The 15806-nt window shown below is 66.3% G+C and carries 15 protein-coding genes; 8 read left to right on the top strand and 7 right to left on the bottom strand.

Annotation, left to right across the window (positions count from 1 at the left end):
- Positions 1–42: 42 nt before the first annotated feature.
- Positions 43–654, top strand: coding sequence for a superoxide dismutase (locus tag ACZK1G_RS14970; RefSeq protein ID WP_101765797.1), 612 nt, complete (start codon positions 43–45; stop codon positions 652–654).
- A gap of 103 nt (positions 655–757) precedes the next feature.
- Here ACZK1G_RS14970 and ACZK1G_RS14965 read toward each other — a convergent pair whose 3' ends face one another.
- Positions 758–1606, bottom strand: coding sequence for an endonuclease/exonuclease/phosphatase family protein (locus ACZK1G_RS14965; protein ID WP_101765796.1), 849 nt, complete (start codon positions 1604–1606; stop codon positions 758–760).
- A 162-nt stretch (positions 1607–1768) separates the two neighbouring features.
- Between ACZK1G_RS14965 and ACZK1G_RS14960 the strand changes: the two genes are divergently transcribed.
- Both ACZK1G_RS14960 and ACZK1G_RS14955 read left to right on the top strand, forming a co-directional pair.
- Positions 1769–3334 (top strand): POT-type proton-dependent oligopeptide transporter, encoded by a 1566-nt coding sequence (locus ACZK1G_RS14960; protein WP_014037808.1) that lies wholly within the window; start codon positions 1769–1771, stop codon positions 3332–3334.
- A gap of 7 nt (positions 3335–3341) precedes the next feature.
- The gene (locus ACZK1G_RS14955; RefSeq protein WP_014037807.1) at positions 3342–3968 is read left to right on the top strand and encodes a rhomboid family intramembrane serine protease; all 627 of its coding nucleotides are present in this window, start codon (positions 3342–3344) and stop codon (positions 3966–3968) included.
- Between the two features lie 43 nt (positions 3969–4011).
- Here the strand turns inward: ACZK1G_RS14955 and ACZK1G_RS14950 are convergent, their stop codons facing one another.
- Positions 4012–4173, bottom strand: a complete 162-nt coding sequence (locus ACZK1G_RS14950; RefSeq protein WP_014037806.1) for a hypothetical protein — start codon at positions 4171–4173, stop codon at positions 4012–4014.
- Between the two features lie 209 nt (positions 4174–4382).
- On the opposite strand from ACZK1G_RS14950, the gene ACZK1G_RS14945 reads away from it, so the two are divergent.
- Genes ACZK1G_RS14945 through cfa form a run of 3 tightly spaced genes read left to right on the top strand, consistent with a single transcriptional unit; the run spans position 4383 to position 6739 of the window.
- A complete protein-coding gene (locus ACZK1G_RS14945) occupies positions 4383–4685 on the top strand; it encodes a GNAT family N-acetyltransferase (RefSeq protein ID WP_197622132.1) in 303 nt (100 codons plus the stop codon).
- 37 nt (positions 4686–4722) lie between these two features.
- On the top strand, positions 4723–5604 hold the full coding sequence (locus ACZK1G_RS14940) for a DUF3298 and DUF4163 domain-containing protein (protein WP_049444810.1): 882 nt from the start codon (positions 4723–4725) through the stop codon (positions 5602–5604).
- 19 nt (positions 5605–5623) lie between these two features.
- Positions 5624–6739 carry a cyclopropane fatty acyl phospholipid synthase gene (gene cfa / locus ACZK1G_RS14935; protein WP_101765795.1) on the top strand — a complete coding sequence of 372 codons (1116 nt, stop codon included), beginning with the start codon at positions 5624–5626 and terminating at the stop codon, positions 6737–6739.
- A gap of 173 nt (positions 6740–6912) precedes the next feature.
- Here the strand turns inward: cfa and ACZK1G_RS14930 are convergent, their stop codons facing one another.
- The gene (locus tag ACZK1G_RS14930) at positions 6913–9081 is read right to left on the bottom strand and encodes a M3 family metallopeptidase (protein WP_101765794.1); all 2169 of its coding nucleotides are present in this window, start codon (positions 9079–9081) and stop codon (positions 6913–6915) included.
- A 130-nt stretch (positions 9082–9211) separates the two neighbouring features.
- Here ACZK1G_RS14930 and ACZK1G_RS14925 point away from each other — a divergent pair, with 130 nt between their 5' ends.
- Positions 9212–9691 (top strand): glutathione peroxidase, encoded by a 480-nt coding sequence (locus ACZK1G_RS14925; RefSeq protein ID WP_075677299.1) that lies wholly within the window; start codon positions 9212–9214, stop codon positions 9689–9691.
- Positions 9692–9734: 43 nt separating this feature from the next.
- Here ACZK1G_RS14925 and ACZK1G_RS14920 read toward each other — a convergent pair whose 3' ends face one another.
- From ACZK1G_RS14920 to ACZK1G_RS14905, 4 genes are all read right to left on the bottom strand, one after another.
- A complete protein-coding gene (locus ACZK1G_RS14920; RefSeq protein WP_014037801.1) occupies positions 9735–10514 on the bottom strand; it encodes a ferredoxin--NADP reductase in 780 nt (259 codons plus the stop codon).
- Between the two features lie 79 nt (positions 10515–10593).
- Positions 10594–12465, bottom strand: coding sequence for an ABC transporter ATP-binding protein (locus ACZK1G_RS14915; RefSeq protein WP_101765793.1), 1872 nt, complete (start codon positions 12463–12465; stop codon positions 10594–10596).
- 237 nt (positions 12466–12702) lie between these two features.
- Positions 12703–13152, bottom strand: coding sequence for a carboxymuconolactone decarboxylase family protein (locus ACZK1G_RS14910; protein ID WP_101765792.1), 450 nt, complete (start codon positions 13150–13152; stop codon positions 12703–12705).
- A 36-nt stretch (positions 13153–13188) separates the two neighbouring features.
- The gene (locus tag ACZK1G_RS14905; protein WP_049444775.1) at positions 13189–14085 is read right to left on the bottom strand and encodes an RNA polymerase sigma-70 factor; all 897 of its coding nucleotides are present in this window, start codon (positions 14083–14085) and stop codon (positions 13189–13191) included.
- A gap of 147 nt (positions 14086–14232) precedes the next feature.
- Here ACZK1G_RS14905 and ACZK1G_RS14900 point away from each other — a divergent pair, with 147 nt between their 5' ends.
- Positions 14233–15750 (top strand): fumarate hydratase, encoded by a 1518-nt coding sequence (locus ACZK1G_RS14900; RefSeq protein ID WP_008268808.1) that lies wholly within the window; start codon positions 14233–14235, stop codon positions 15748–15750.
- The last annotated feature ends 56 nt before the right edge of the window (positions 15751–15806 follow it).

Below are 15806 nucleotides of genomic sequence, written 5' to 3'. Positions count from 1 at the left end.
CGCCCGACACCGTCGGGTGCCCTCGCAATCAGGAGATGCATCATGGCCTACACCCTGCCCAAGCTGTCCTACGCCTACGACGCGCTGGAACCGCATATCGATGCGGCGACGATGGAAATCCATCACACCAAGCATCACCAGACCTACATCAACAACGTCAACGCGGCGCTGGAAGGCACCGAGTACGCTGACCTGCCGGTCGAAGAGCTGGTGAAGAAGCTCAAGTCGCTGCCGGAGAACCTGCAGGGCCCGGTGCGCAACAACGGTGGTGGCCATGCCAACCACTCGCTGTTCTGGACCGTGATGGCCCCGAATGCCGGCGGCAACCCGGTGGGCGGCGTGGCCAAGGCCATCGACAAGGACCTGGGCGGCTTCGACAAGTTCAAGGATGCCTTCACCAAGGCAGCGCTGACCCGTTTCGGCAGCGGCTGGGCGTGGCTGAGCGTGACCCCGGACAAGAAGGTCGTGGTCGAGAGCACCGGCAACCAGGACAGCCCGCTGATGGAAGGCAACACCCCCATCCTCGGCCTGGACGTGTGGGAACACGCGTACTACCTGAAGTACCAGAACCGCCGCCCGGAATACATCGGCGCGTTCTTCAACGTCATCGACTGGAACGAAGTCGAGCGCCGTTACCAGGAAGCGATCGCCTGATCGCGGTAGCGGGATGAACTGAAGAGGCCGGGGGAGACCCCGGCCTTTTTTGTTTGCCAGCGTCTGGACGCCGGGCAGGACCTGGTGGGTGCCGAAGGCGGGGCTATTCGGCCGTCGCCGTGATGCCCTGCAGGCGAAGGGTGGCCAACACGCCCAGGCGCAGGCCGGGCAGGTCGCCGTCGGCCGGCAGCAGGATCGGCTGCTGGCGGATGCCGCCGAAGTGCTTGACCTGGAACAGCACATCCAGGCCGTGGCCGCTGCTGCCACCCCCACTGGCGGCCGGCGCTTCGGCGCGGCCGCCGGGATTGCGCCGGGCCGGCTGGAAACCCGGCGTGCTGCGCACCAGTTCCACCGTGTTGGCCGAGAAATCGCCGGCAATCAGGCTGGGCATGCCTTCGGCGGTGGCGCCGATCCAGGTCATCAGGTCGCTGGTCTGGTGCTGGCGGGCGGTGGCCTCGTCCGGGTCCGGACGCAGCCGCGCCACATAGATGTTGACCAGCGCCTCGCCCAGCTTCAGCCGCATCATGCCGGCCGCGCTGAAGGTGCCGGGAGGATGCAGCAGGGTCACGCCGTCCTCGCTGACCGGCAGCCGGGTCAGCATGGCGTTGCCATGCCGCAGCGGCTGGCTGGGCGGATCGGCGGTAACGAAGTCGCAGCTGTAGCGCAGCCGGCTGGCCAGCCAGCAGGCCGGGTTGCGGCCCTGCTGCTGCAGCACCTGCTGCACCGAGATCACGTCCGGTTGCAGCTCGGTCAGCAGCTGTGCGACCTGCTCGCGGCGCTGCTTCCATTGCGCGTCATCGCGGCTGGGCAGTTCCAGCGCGGCCACGGTCAGTTGCCGGGGCTCGCTCTCGCTGGCGGCGGCGGTCGGCGCCTGCGGGCGGGCCTGTGCCTGCAACGCCAGCAGCAGCAAGAGACAGCTGAGCAGGAGGCGGGCGTGGGCGAGGGGGCGCATAACGATAAGTTTACGCTTTTGTCGTGCAGGTGCCGTGACTTCCGGCACGGCCGGGATGGCCTGCCACGGATTGGCACCGTTGTCATGCAGCCCTGCAGCGTGCTTCGCAAGCCCCGGTTCCGGTAACCTTGCGCCTTTCGCTTTGCAGGAATGCCTTACAGGATGAGCCACGACGCAGTCGCCCCCATCGCCGGCCAAGGAAAGATGCCGCGCCAGATTCCGTACATCATCGGCAATGAGGCCTGCGAACGGTTCAGTTTCTACGGGATGCGCAACATCCTGGTGCAGTTCCTGATCACCTCGCTGCTGCTGCAGGAAATCACTGCAGAAGGCCGTGCCGGTGAAGCCAAGGACATCATGCACAGCTTCATGATCGGCGTGTATTTCTTCCCGCTGCTCGGTGGCTGGCTGGCCGACAGGTTCTTCGGCAAATACCACACCATCCTCTGGTTCAGCCTGGTCTACTGCGCCGGCCACCTGTGCCTGGCGCTGTTCGAGAACAGCCGCGAGGGCTTCTTCCTCGGCCTGGGCCTGATCGCGCTCGGTGCCGGCGGCATCAAGCCGCTGGTGGCCTCGTTCATGGGCGACCAGTTCGACCAGAGCAACAAGCACCTGGCCAAGATCGTCTTCGACGCCTTCTACTGGATCATCAATTTCGGCTCGCTGTTCGCCTCGCTGCTGATTCCGCTGGTGCTGAAGAACTGGGGCCCGCAGTGGGCGTTCGGCATCCCGGGTATCCTGATGTTCATCGCTACCTTCGTGTTCTGGCTGGGCCGCAAGCGCTACGTGCTGGTGCCGCTGCCGCCGAAGGATCCGCACTCGTTCGCCAACGTGGTGCGCACCGCGCTGACCGCGCGCGTGGCCGGCCAGGGCCGTCCGGGCCTGGTGATCGCCGTGCTTGGCCTGGTGCTGGCGGTGGCCTCGTTCGGCCTGGTCGGTTCGCTGGGCATCGTGATCTGCCTGTGCCTGGCGCTGGTGGCCATCCTTGCCGGCATCGGTGGTGGCACCTGGCTGCAGCTGGACCGCGCCCGTGGCCAGCATCCGGCCGAAGCCGTGGAAGGCGTGCGCTCGGTACTGCGCGTGCTGGTGATCTTCGCGCTGACCACGCCGTTCTTCTCGCTGTTCGACCAGAAGGCCTCGACCTGGGTCCTGCAGGGCCAGCAGATGCAGATGCCGAGCTGGTTCACCGCCTCGCAGATGCAGGCGCTGAACCCGCTGCTGGTGATGATCCTGATTCCGTTCAACAACCTGGTGCTGTACCCGGCCCTGCGCCGCTTCGGCTTCGAGCCGACCGCGCTGCGCCGCATGACCGCCGGCATCGCCTTCAGTGGCCTGGCCTGGATCGTGGTGGGTGGCATCCAGGTGGTGATGGACGGCGGCAACGCCATGTCGATCTTCTGGCAGATGCTGCCGTACGCGCTGCTGACCTTCGGTGAGGTGCTGGTCTCGGCCACCGGCCTGGAGTTCGCCTACAGCCAGGCGCCGCAGGCGATGAAGGGCGTGGTGATGAGCTTCTGGAACCTGACCACCACCATCGGCAACCTGTGGGTGCTGCTGTCCAATGCGGCGGTGCGCAACGACACGGTGACCCACCAGATCGCCGGCACGGGCCTGAGCGAGGCGGCGTTCCTGATGTTCTTCTTCGCCGGCTTCGCCTTCGTCGCGGCGTTGGCCTTCGGTTGGTACGCGAAACGCTATCGTATGGTCGACAACTACCGTAGCGCCTGAGCCTGACATGACCCCCGTCAATCTGCTGTTGATCGCCATCACCGCCATCCTGTCGTGGATGGCGTTCAACAACCGCAAGCTGGCCGACCGCCTGATCCTGTGGCCGCCGGCCATCGACCGTCACCGCCAGTACGACCGGCTGGTGACCTATGGCTTCATCCATGCCGACTGGTCGCACCTGATCTTCAACATGATCACCCTGTTCTTCTTCGGGGGATTCATCGAGAGCGTGATGGTGCAGCTGACCGGCAGCTACCTGACCTACCCGGCGTTCTATATCGGCGCGCTGCTGGTCTCGATCCTGCCCAGCTACCTGAAGAACCAGAAGAACCCGAACTACCTCAGCCTCGGGGCGTCCGGGGCGGTGTCGGCGGTGCTGTTCGCCTTCATCCTGATCAAGCCGTGGTCGATCATCCTGGTGTTCTTCATTCCGGCACCGGCGATCATCTATGCCGCGTTCTACGTCGGCTACAGCATCTGGATGGACAAGCGCGGCGGCGACCGCATCAACCACAGCGCGCACCTGGCAGGCGCGGCGTTTGGCGTGATCTTCATGCTGGCCATGCAGCCGAGCATCTTCAACCACTTCCTGCGCGAGCTCTCCAACCCGACCTTCCGCCTCGGCGGCGGTTGATGCAGGTAGCGGGGCGGATCGGGTCCGATCCGCCCCGGCCGGGTCAGGCCGCGGTCTGCTGGCCGTAGGTATCCAGCAGGCGGGCGAACACTTCCTCGCCGATGCGCTGGAAATCCTGATCCTCGGTCTGCCCTTCCACCGCCAGTTGCAGCAGGCCCTCCAGCAGGGCGCGGTCGGTATCGGAATGGGAATTGCTGGCGTGCATGGGGGCCTCCACGGTGGTGCGCATGGTCAACGGTCGCAAGGGTCGTGCCAGCCTGGCCGTACCCCTCCATAGGCGATAGCGGCCGGCCCGCCTCCAGCTTGAGGGGCGAAAACTGACGTGAATGGACTGGACTTGCCCCTGTTCAGGCTTCACGCGATCATGGCGCCCGGCTGCGCACCATCCACGCAGTCGCCGCAGGAGACAGTTCCATGGCTTCGGTCACGCCCCCCGGTCTGGCCTACGAGGTCGAACACGACCTGGCCAACCACCGCTTCACCGCCCATGTGCGAGGACAGCTGGCGGTGCTGGACTACCAGATCAAGCGCAAGCGCATGGTCATCACCCACACCGAGGTGCCCGAGCCGATCGCGGGCCGTGGCATCGCCGGTGAGCTGACCCGTGTGGCACTGCGTTTCGCCCGCGAGCAGAAGTACAAGGTGGTGCCGGCATGTTCCTACGCCGAGGCCTTCCTGCAGCGGCACGAGGAGTACCACGACCTGCTCGTTGGCTGAATGCCAGCGGGCCACGCTTCAGCCATGGCAGGCGATGATGTACAAACATGAACAGGGGATCCCGATGAAGATTGGAAACAACCGGCCACTGCACGGCAGCGTGCTGGCCGGCGTGGTGGGCGTGCTGTTGCTGGCCGGTTGCCAGCGTGAAAGCGAGCCGGCACCGGCGACCGACGCGGCGCCCGCCGCCGAAGCCACCGCCGCAGGCGAAACGCCGGCCACGGAAGCGCCGCTGGACCTGCGCGACGTGATCGAGAACAACGAGCGGGAAGTGGTGGGCATCAGCTACCCGGCCGGTATCGACCGTTATCCGGGCCTGGCCCGCGCGCTGCAGAGCTATGCGACGAGTGCGCGCAGCGACCTGCAGCAGGCGCTGGACGGGCTGGGCAACGACAAGCCGACCATGCCGTACGAGCTGTCGCTGAGCTTCGAGAAGCTGCTGGAAACCCCGCAGCTGGTGGTGATCAGTGCCGATGGCAGCCGCTACACCGGTGGCGCCCACGGCGAGCCGCTGGTGGCCCGCTTCGTGTGGCTGCCGCAGCACCAGCAGATGCTCAGCGCCGAAAAGCTGGTGGCTGATGCCAAGGGCTGGAAGGCGATCAGCGATTTCGTCGCCGACCAGCTGCGCGAACGCGTGGCCACGCGCCTCAGCGGCGAGGACATGGATCCGGCCCAGCTGCAGGAATCGCTGCGCAACGCATCGCGCATGATCGCCGACGGCACCGGCCCGCAGGCCGACAATTTCAGCCAGTTCCAGCCGCTGACCGACGACAAGGGGCAGATCACCGCGCTGCGCTTTGTTTTCCCGCCGTACCAGGTGGGTCCATACTCGGACGGCACCCAGACCGCCGATGTACCGGCGGCGGTGCTGTTGCCGCACGTGGCCAGGGACTACGTGGAGCTGTTCGCACGCGGTTGACCGCAGTCGAGGAGGTGGCGTGGATACAGGGTTGCAGGAGCGGGTCGCCGGCCTGCTCCACGAAGCCGGGGTCCGCATCGGCGGCACCCAGCCACAGGACATCCAGGTGCATGACCCGCGCTTTTTCGCGCGGGTCATGGGCCACGGCTCGCTCGGCCTGGGCGAGAGCTACATGGAAGGTTGGTGGGATGCCAACGTCCTGGATGAATTCCTCGTCCACCTGATGCAGGCGCATCTGGATGAGCGGGTGCACGGCTGGCGCGAAGTGGCGGACGCGCTGAAGGCGCGCCTGTTCAACCTGCAGGTGGGGCAGGGCAGCTACGAAGTCGGTCGTCGCCATTACGATCTGGGCAATGATCTCTACCAGGCCATGCTCGGCCAGCGCCTGGTCTACAGCTGCGGCTATTGGCGCAACGCTGATGACCTTGATGCAGCGCAGGAGGCCAAGCTCGACCTGGTCTGCCGCAAGCTGGGCCTGCGCCCGGGCCAGCGCGTGCTGGACATCGGCTGTGGTTGGGGCGAAGCCCTGAAGTTCGCCGCCGAGCGCTATGGTGTCAGCGGCGTCGGCGTGACGATTTCGCAGGAGCAGGCCGAGTTCGCCCGCGAACTGTGTGCCGGCCTGCCGATCGAGATCCGCCTGCAGGACTACCGCGAGCTGGACGAACCGTTCGATGCGATCTTCTCGATCGGCATGTTCGAGCACGTCGGTGACAAGAACTACGGCAGTTTCTTCGAAGTGGCCAAGCGCTGCCTGTCACCGCGCGGCCTGCTGCTGTTGCACAGCATCGGCACCAACATCTCCCGGCACCGCACCGATCCGTGGATTGCGCGCTACATCTTCCCCAACTCGATGCTGCCATCGGCGGTGCAGATCACCAGGGCGTTCGAAGGCCATTTCGTGCTGGAGGACTGGCACAACTTCGGCACCGACTACGACCTGACCCTGCAGGCATGGCGGCGCAACGTGGAAGCAGCGTGGCCGCGGCTGGATGCGCACTACGACGAGCACTTCCGGCGCATGTGGCGCTTCTACCTGGCCGGGTCGATGGCCACCTTCCGCTGCCGGCACGCGCAGCTGTGGCAGCTGGTGCTGTCGCCGGAGGGCGTGCCCGGTGGGTACGTGGCACCGCGTTGACAGACAGTAGATCCACGCCATGCGTGGATGGACGATACCGGGGTTCATGGCCCGGAAGGATCGTGCCGACCAACGGTCGGCACCCACCCGTAGATCCACGCCGTGCGTGGATGATCAACAAAAAACCGCCCGGTTTCCCGGGCGGTTTTCGTTTCAGGCGACTGCGCGGGCGATCAGTTGCCGGCGCCGGTCAGACCACGCTTTTCCAGCAGCGGTTCGATCTGCGGCTCGTGGCCGGCGAAATCGCGGAACAGCTGCATCGCGTCGACGCTGCCGCCCTTGGACAGCAGGGTGGCGCGGAAGTGGTCGCCGTTCTTGCGGCTCAGGCCGCCGTTGTCCTTGAACCACTTCTGGGTGTTGGCATCGAGCACTTCCGACCAGATGTAGGCGTAGTAGCCGGCCGAGTAGCCGCCCATGATGTGGCTGAAGTACGGAGTCTTGTAGCGCGGCGGAACCGGCGCATAGTAGATGCCGTCCTTCTCCAGCGCGGCGCGCTCGAAGGCCATCACGTCCTTGGCCGCCGGCACCTGGTCCGGGCCGATCTGGTGCCAGTTCTGGTCCAGCATCGCCGCACCCAGGTATTCGGTGGTGGCAAAGCCCTGGTTGAACTTCGATGCGGCAATCACCTTGTCCAGCAGCGCCTGCGGCATCGCCGAACCGTTCTGGTAGTGCTTGGCGTAGTTCTTCAGGATGACCGGGTTGTCCGACCACATCTCGTTGACCTGCGACGGGAACTCGACGAAGTCACGCGGCACCGAGGTGCCCGAGAAGTACGGGTACTTCACGTTGGAGAACATGCCGTGCAGGGCGTGGCCGAACTCGTGGAAGGTGGTGTTCACCTCATCCCAGGTCAGCAGGGTCGGCTGGCCGGCCGGCGGCTTCGGGATGTTCAGGTGGTTGGCGACCACCGGCTTGAAGCCGGTCAGCTTGGACTGCGAGACGTAGGAGTTCATCCACGCACCGCCACGCTTGGAGGCGCGCGCATACGGATCGAAGATGAAGATCGCCAGCTGGCTGCCGTCGGCGTCGAACACGTCGTAGACGGTGACGTCATCGTGGTAGACCGGCAGGTCGGTGCGCTGCTTGAAGGTCAGGCCGAATTCCTGGCCGGCAGCGTAGAACACGCCGTTTTCCAGCACGTTCTTCAGTTCGAAGTACGGCTTCAGCTGCGACTCGTCGAAGTTGTACTTGGCCTGGCGCACCTTCTCGCTGTAGAAGGCCCAGTCCCACGGTTCCAGCTGGAAGGTCGGCTTGCGCGCGGCCTTCTGTTCCTTGTCGATCATCGCCTGCAGGTCGGCGGCTTCGCGCTTGGCATTGGCCACCGCGGCCGGGGCCAGCTTGCCCAGCATCGCGTTGACCGCTTCCGGGGTCTTGGCGGTCTGGTTGGTCAGGTTGTAGGCGGCGAAGTTCGGGAAGCCCATCAGCTTGGCCTTGTCGGCACGCAGCTGCATGATGCGCGAGACCAGCGCGGTGTTGTCGAACTCACCGCCGCGGCTGCCGCGGGTGGTCGAGGCTTCGTAGATCTTCTGGCGCAGGGCGCGGTTGGCCAGGTTGGTCAGCGGCGGCTGGCCGGTGGTGTTGAGCAGGGTGATCACGTACTTGCCTTCCAGGCCACGGGCCTTGGCGGCTTCGGCGGCGGCCGCGATCTGCTCCTTGGACAGGCCAGCCAGCTCCTTGACGTCGTCGACGGTGATCGCCGAAGCGTTCACTTCCGACTGCACGTTCTGGCTGAACTTGGTGCCCAGGTTGGCCAGCTCGGCGTTCATCTCCTTCAGCTTGGCCTTGTCGGCCTCGGACAGCTTGGCGCCGGCGCGCACGTAGTTGTCGTAGTACTTCTCGACCAGGCGCACGCCTTCGGCGTCCAGGCCCAGCTGGCTGCGGGTGTCGTACAGCGCCTGGATGCGGGCGAACAGCTTGCCGTTCAGCGCGATCGCATCGCTGTGCGCGGCGAACTTCGCCGAGTAGTCGGCCTGCAGCTTCTTGCGGGTGTCGTTGGTATCGGCGCCGACCAGGCTGAAGAACACGGTGGTCGCACGGTCGAGGATGTCACCGCTCTTTTCCAGGGCGATGATGGTGTTGTCGAAGGTCGGCTTGGCCTTGTTGTTGGCGATCGCCTCCACTTCCTTCAGCTGTTGCGCCATGCCGGCGTCGAAAGCCGGGGCGAAGTCGCTGTCCTTGATCTTGTCGAACTGCGGGAAGTGCAGCGGCAGCGGGCTTTCGGCGAAGAACGGGTTGGCCTGCTGGGCGGTGGTGCTGGCGGCCGGGGTGGCGGCGCCGGCCGAGAAGGCGGGCAGGGCAAGGCCGAGGGACATGGCCACGGCAAGGGCAAGTCGAGTGGTCAAGGTAGAAGCTCCGGTAAGGCAAACAAGGGCCCGAGGGTAACCCGGCCGGTGGCGCCTGCACTTGTGTCAAAAGGCATGTTGCCGGGGCCGGGCGCGGGTACCATGCAGTCACCGCCCACGGCCCGCCATCATGACCACCGCCTACGATTTCAGCTTCCGTGACCTCGACGGCCAGCCACAGGCGCTGGCCCGGTACCAGGGCCATCCGTTGCTGCTGGTGAACGTCGCCAGCCGTTGTGGCTTCACCCCGCAATACACCGGGCTGGAGCAGCTGTGGCAGGACTACCGCGAACGCGGCCTGGTGGTGATCGGCTTCCCGTGCAACCAGTTCGGCGCGCAGGAGCCGGGTGATGCCGCGCAGATCCGCCAGTTCTGTTCGCTGGACTATCCGGTCAGCTTCCCGCTGTCGGAAAAGATCGAGGTCAACGGCGACGGTGCCGACCCGCTGTGGGCGTGGCTCGCGCGCGAAAAGCGTGGCCTGCTAGGCAGTGCCCGCATCAAGTGGAATTTCAGCAAGTTCCTGGTCGACCGCCAGGGGCGGGTGGCGTCGCGGCATGCGCCCACCACCAGGCCGGAGCAGCTGCGCGGCGAGATCGAAGCGCTGTTGTGAAGGGTGGTAGTGCCGGCCGCTGGCCGGCAATCCCGTTGCAGCCTTATTTCTCGACGAACGCGCGCTCGAACACGTAGTGGCCCGGTTGGCCGATGCGCGGCGAAACCTGGAACCCACGGGCATCGAGCACGGCGCGCAGATCGGCCAGCATCTGCGGGCTGCCACAGATCATCGCGCGATCGTTTTCCGGGCTCAGCTCCGGCAGGCCGAGCGTGCGCTGCATCTCGCCGCTTTCCATCAGCGAGGTCAGGCGGCCCTGGTTGGCGAACGGCTCGCGGGTGACGGCCGGGTAGTACAGCAGCTTGTCGCCGATCATCTCGCCCAGGAACTCGTGCTCACGCAGTTCCTTCTCGAAGTAATCGCGGTAGGCCAGGTCCTTTTCGTAGCGCACGCCGTGGCACAGGATCACCTTCTCGAAGCGCTCGTAGGTTTCCGGGTCCTTGATGACCGACAGCCACGGCGCCATGCCGGTGCCCGTGCCCAGCAGGTACAGGTTCTTGCCCGGGTGCAGGTCGCTGATCAGCAGGGTGCCGGTGGGCTTCTTGCCGACCAGCACCTTGTCACCCGGCTTGATGTGCTGCAGGCGCGAGGTCAGCGGGCCGTCCTGCACCTTGATGCTGAAGAACTCCAGGTGCTCTTCCCAGTTGGCGCTGGCGATGGAGTACGCGCGCAGCAGCGGCCGTGCCTCGGTTTCCAGGCCGATCATCACGAACTGGCCGTTCTCGAAGCGGAAACCGCTGTCGCGGGTGAGGGTGAAGCTGAAGTAGGCATCGGTCCAGTGACGGACCTCAAGCACCGTTTCGGCGCCAAAAGCGGAGGACATGGGCGTATCTATCGGAAGTCGTCGGGGGGATTCTATCTCAAATGAGACAGGTTCTCATTAGGCGGAACGAGAGGCGTTCTCAGCGGTAACCGGCCGCCTGCAGCTCGAACAGCTCGGCATAGCGGCCGCCCTGCGCCATCAGCTGCTCATGGGTGCCGCTGGCCTCGATCCGGCCGTCGGCCAGCACCAGGATGCGATCGGCCATGCGCACCGAGGAGAACCGGTGGGAAATCAGCACGGCTGTACGATTATCCGCCAGTTCCCTGAACCGCTGGAACACCTCGAACTCACTGCGCGCATCCAGCGCCGCCGTTGGCTCATCCAGGATCATCACCTGCGCATTGCGCATCCATGCGCGGGCAATGGCGATCTTCTGCCACTGGCCGCCGGACAGGTCCACGCCCTGCTTGAAGCGGCGGCCGATCAGCTGGTCGTAGCCGCCGGGCAGGTCGTCGATCACTTCCTCGGCCATGCCGCGCCGTGCGGCGTCGGCGATGCGCGCCTGATCGGCCATCGCCTCGACCTGGCCGACGCCGATGTTCTCGCCGGCACTGAGGTTGTAGCGCACGAAGTCCTGGAAGATCACCCCGAGGTTGGCGCGCAGGTCGTCCAGGTCGTAATCGCGCAGGTCGCGGCCATCGAGCAGGATGCGGCCCTCGTCCGGTTCGTACAGCCGCGCCAGCAGCTTCACCAGCGTGGTCTTGCCGGCGCCGTTCTCGCCGACCAGGGCCAGTACTTCGCCGGCCCGCAGCTGGAAATCGAGGTGGCGCACCGCCCATTGCTCGGCATCGGGATAGCGGAAGCCGACGTTCTCGAACACGAAGCCCTGGCGGATCGGCTGCGGCACACGCACCGCACCTTCGCGTGAGTGGATTTCCGGCTGGATCTGGAAGAACGAGAACAGGTCATCCAGGTACAGGGCCTGGCTGGCCACCTGCGAGAACCCGATCAGCAGGCCCTCCAGCAGCTGGCGCAGGCGCAGGAAGCTGCCGGCGAGGAAGGTCAGGTCGCCGATCGAGAAGTCGCCGCGCACCGTGCGCCACGCGATGTAGGCGTAGGCGGTGTAGTAACCCAGCGTGCCCAGCGCGGCCAGCAGCGTGCCCCAGAAAGCGCGCCGCCGGGCCAGTGCACGGTTGGCCTGGAAGAGTGCCACCGACAGCCGCCGGTAGCGCTCCACCAGGAAGCGGTGCAGGTTGTAGATCTTCACTTCCTTGGCCGTTTCCACGCTGGCACCGAGTTGGCGCAGGTAGTCGAGCTGGCGGCGCTCGGGCGTCCACTGGAAGTTGAGGCTGTAGCCGGCCGCGTTGAAGTGCGATTCGCCGATGAAGGCCGGCACCAGCGCCAGCGCCAGCAGCAGGATCAACCATGGCGCGTAGACCAGCAGGCCGACGGCGAGGCTGGCCACGGTGATCGCATCCTGCACCTGGCCGAACAGCTGGCTCATCAGGTTCATCCGGCCCATGGTCTGGCGCCGCGCACGGTCCAGCTTGTCCTGCAGGTCCGGGTCTTCGAAGTCCTCCAGGTCCAGCGTTGCGGCGTGTTCCATCAGCCGGATGCTGGTGACGTTGGCGAACAGTTCCGAGAGCAGCGCATCGGCGTAGCTGACCAGGCGGCCGAGCAGGTCCGAGGCGATGGCCAGGCCGAATTCCAGCGCCAGCAGGCCCAGCAGTGGATTCAACACACCACTGGACAGTGCCTCGCCCAACGGCGGGAAGCCGGCATCGTGCTGGCTCAGGTGCAGGGCGCTGTCGATGATCAGCTTGCCGACGTAGAGCATCGCGACCGGCAGCAGCGCACGGATCAGGCGCAGCCCCAGGCTGGCCAGGGTGAGCGCGGGGCTGGTCTGCCAGACCATGCGCAGGAACGGCGGCAGGTTGCGCATCGCCCTGAAGCGCTGGCGCAGGCTGGGTTTCTTCGCGGCGGCAGCGCCAGCGGTGGGGGAAGCAGGCATGCGCGTATTGTGCGCGCCGGACGCGTGCAGATGAGGTCAGTGCAGGCGTGTGGCCGCGCCGGGGTCAGATCCCTTTGCGGCGCAAAGGGCTCTGACCCCATCAGCCCGGATCGGGTCAGAGCCCTTCGCGTGGCGAAGGGATCCGACCCTGCCGCATCCACGCATGGCGTGGATCTACCGTGTCGACCAAGGTCGGCACCTACCAACCGTTGCAGGAACCCGCCCGGCCAGACCCCGTTACGGCAGCGGCGGCAGCAGGCCCGCGCCCAACCGGTTCCAGGCATTGATCACCGCAATGCCCATGCTCAGGTCACTGATGCCCTTCTCATCGAAGTGCGGTGCCAGTGCATCGAACGCCGCCTGCGACGGCGCACCGTCGGTCAGCCGGGTCAGCGCCTCGGCCCAGCCCAGCGCCGCGCGTTCGCGCGCATCGAAGAAACGGCTTTCGTGCCAGGCGGGCAGGGTATCGAGCTTGCGCGGCTCGATGCCGTCCTTGCGCAGCGCGGTGCCGTGCATGTCCATGCAGTAGCCGCAGCCGTTGAGCTGCGACACGCGCAGGAACACCAGTTCCATCAGGGTCGGATCGATCGAGCTGTCATGCACCGCCTGGCTGGTGGCCAGCAGGCCCTTGAAGGCCTCGGCGGCCAGGCGGGTATAGGGAACGCGGGGAGAGGCGTGGTCGGACATTTTCGGCTCCACGGCGGCCACGATGGCCGCCTTTCACTACCAGGACGCCGCACCGTCATCGCGCGTGACAACACCCGGCAGCTTTTCCGGATTCAAAACGCTGTACACGTTGGCGATGCGGCCATCGACCACCTCGATGGTGGTGACCGAGTGCAGGCGATCGCCCTGGAAACGCAGGATCGCCGGTTCGCCATTGACGTAGCCCAATTGCGCCGGATGCACCGCGCCGCGGCGGGCGATGGCCCAGAACAGGCGGCCAATGCGTTCGGCGCCGAGCAGGGGCCGCACCGCCGCAGTGACCACGCCACCGCCGTCGGAAACCAGTACCGCGTTGGCGTGCAGCAGGGCCTGGATCGCTTCACTGTCGCCGCGCTGCGAGGCGTCCATGAAGCGTGCGAGCAGCTGCCGGTGCTGGCTGGCGTCGGCGTTGAAGCGCGGCCGCCCGGCCTGCAGGCGCTGCCGCGCGCGGTGCACCAGCTGCCGGCAGTTGGCCTCGCTGTGGCCGAGCAGGTCGGCGATCTCGCGGTAATCGTGATCAAAGGCCTCCTTCAGCAGGAACGCGGCGCGTTCCTCAGGGCCGAGCTGTTCGAGCAGGGTCAGGAAGGCCACCGAGACATCGTCGGCCAGCGCATGCAGCTGCGCCGGACCGGGTGCCGGGTCGGGCTCCAGGGTGACCGCCAGCGGTTCGGCCAGCCATGGGCCGACGTAGTGCACGCGCTCGCGCTTGGCCGCGCGCAGCCGGTCCAGGCCGAGCCGGGTGGTGGTGGTGACCAGCCAGGCTTCGGGGTCGCGGACGGCCGCCGGGTCGGCGCCGGACCAGCGCAGCCAGGCATCCTGGACCACGTCTTCGGCGTCGGCGCGGCTGCCGAGCAGGCGGTAGGCCAGGGCCATCAGGCGCGGGCGGTGGGTCTGGAAAGCGGTTTCGGCGTTCATGTGGGCAAGGACGCCGCAGTGGCGCATGGCGTGACAGAGGGCGTGTGCGGATATTGCCGGCCAGCGGCCGGCACTACCACCCTGGGGCCGGGGGAGGGGGTAAAATAGGCGGATTACCCCCGCCAGCCTCCAGCAAGCGAGCAAGTCGTGACATCGATCAAGCAGGAAGACCTCATCCAGTCCATCGCCGACGCGCTGCAGTACATCTCGTACTACCACCCGGTCGATTACATCAAGAACCTTGCCGCCGCCTACGAGCGCGAGGAGTCGCCGGCCGCGAAGGAAGCGATGGCCCAGATCCTGATCAATTCGCGCATGTGCGCCGAAGGCCACCGTCCGATCTGCCAGGACACCGGCATCGTCACCGTGTTCCTGGAAATCGGCATGGACGTGCGCTGGGACGACGCCACCATGGGCGTGGAAGACATGGCCAATGAAGGCGTGCGCCGCGCCTACATGCACCCGGACAACAAGCTGCGCGCCTCGGTGCTGGCTGATCCGGCCGGCAAGCGCATCAACACCAAGGACAACACCCCGGGCGTGGTCAACGTCAAGGTGGTGCCGGGCAACACGGTCGATGTGATCGTCGCCGCCAAGGGTGGTGGTTCGGAAGCCAAGACCAAGTTCGCGATGCTCAACCCGTCCGACTCCATCGTCGACTGGGTGCTGAAGACCGTGCCGACCATGGGCGCCGGCTGGTGCCCGCCGGGCATGCTCGGCATCGGCATCGGTGGCACCGCCGAGAAGGCGATGCTGCTGGCCAAGGAAGCGCTGATGGAGCCGATCGACATCACCGAGCTGCAGGCTCGCGGTGCCTCCAACCGCATCGAAGAGCTGCGCCTGGAGCTGTACGAGAAGGTCAATGCGCTGGGCATCGGTGCGCAGGGCCTGGGCGGCCTGACCACCGTGCTCGACATCAAGATCAACGACTACCCGACCCACGCGGCCAACCTGCCGGTGGCGATGATCCCGAACTGCGCGGCCACCCGCCATGCGCACTTCACCCTGGATGGCAGCGGCCCGGTGATGCTGGACCCGCCGTCGCTGGAAGACTGGCCGAAGCTGACCTACGACGCATCCAAGGGCACCCGCGTGGACCTGGATACGATCACCCCCGAAGACGTGGCCAGCTGGAAGCCGGGCCAGACCCTGCTGCTCAACGGCAAGCTGCTGACCGGCCGCGACGCCGCGCACAAGCGCATGGTCGACATGCTCAACAAGGGCGAGCAGCTGCCGGTCGACCTGAAGGGCCGCTTCATCTACTACGTCGGCCCGGTTGATCCGGTGCGCGACGAAGTGGTGGGCCCGGCCGGCCCGACCACGGCGACCCGCATGGACAAGTTCACCCGCCAGGTGCTGGAGCAGACCGGCCTGCTGGGCATGGTCGGCAAGGCCGAGCGCGGCCCGGCGGCGATCGAAGCGATCCGTGACAACAAGTCGGCCTACCTGATGGCGGTTGGCGGTTCGGCCTACCTGGTGTCCAAGGCGATCAAGGCGGCCAAGGTGGTCGGCTTCGCCGACCTGGGCATGGAGGCGATCTACGAGTTCACCGTGCAGGACATGCCGGTGACCGTGGCGGTCGATTCCACCGGCGAGTCGGTGCACAAGACCGGCCCGCGCGAATGGCAGGCCCGCATCGGCAAGATTCCGGTGGTGGTGGAGTAAGTTCTCCCGCTCCGTCCCAGGCAACGGCGCCCGTGTGGCGCCGTTGCTGCGCATGG

The organism is Stenotrophomonas sp. 109824_Sma (assembly GCF_056480025.1).
This window is presented reverse-complemented; position numbering and strand designations above follow the sequence as displayed.

Coding starts and splice junctions, on each gene's coding strand:
- ACZK1G_RS14960 (WP_014037808.1), top strand. CDS start 1,769: ATGAGCCACGACGCAGTCGCCCCCATCGCCGGCCAAGGAAAGATGCCG.
- ACZK1G_RS14910 (WP_101765792.1), bottom strand. CDS start 13,152: ATGTCCGACCACGCCTCTCCCCGCGTTCCCTATACCCGCCTGGCCGCC.
- ACZK1G_RS14955 (WP_014037807.1), top strand. CDS start 3,342: ATGACCCCCGTCAATCTGCTGTTGATCGCCATCACCGCCATCCTGTCG.
- ACZK1G_RS14970 (WP_101765797.1), top strand. CDS start 43: ATGGCCTACACCCTGCCCAAGCTGTCCTACGCCTACGACGCGCTGGAA.
- ACZK1G_RS14905 (WP_049444775.1), bottom strand. CDS start 14,085: ATGAACGCCGAAACCGCTTTCCAGACCCACCGCCCGCGCCTGATGGCC.
- ACZK1G_RS14925 (WP_075677299.1), top strand. CDS start 9,212: ATGACCACCGCCTACGATTTCAGCTTCCGTGACCTCGACGGCCAGCCA.
- ACZK1G_RS14940 (WP_049444810.1), top strand. CDS start 4,723: ATGTACAAACATGAACAGGGGATCCCGATGAAGATTGGAAACAACCGG.
- ACZK1G_RS14950 (WP_014037806.1), bottom strand. CDS start 4,173: ATGCACGCCAGCAATTCCCATTCCGATACCGACCGCGCCCTGCTGGAG.
- ACZK1G_RS14915 (WP_101765793.1), bottom strand. CDS start 12,465: ATGCCTGCTTCCCCCACCGCTGGCGCTGCCGCCGCGAAGAAACCCAGC.
- ACZK1G_RS14965 (WP_101765796.1), bottom strand. CDS start 1,606: ATGCGCCCCCTCGCCCACGCCCGCCTCCTGCTCAGCTGTCTCTTGCTG.
- ACZK1G_RS14945 (WP_197622132.1), top strand. CDS start 4,383: ATGGCTTCGGTCACGCCCCCCGGTCTGGCCTACGAGGTCGAACACGAC.
- ACZK1G_RS14920 (WP_014037801.1), bottom strand. CDS start 10,514: ATGTCCTCCGCTTTTGGCGCCGAAACGGTGCTTGAGGTCCGTCACTGG.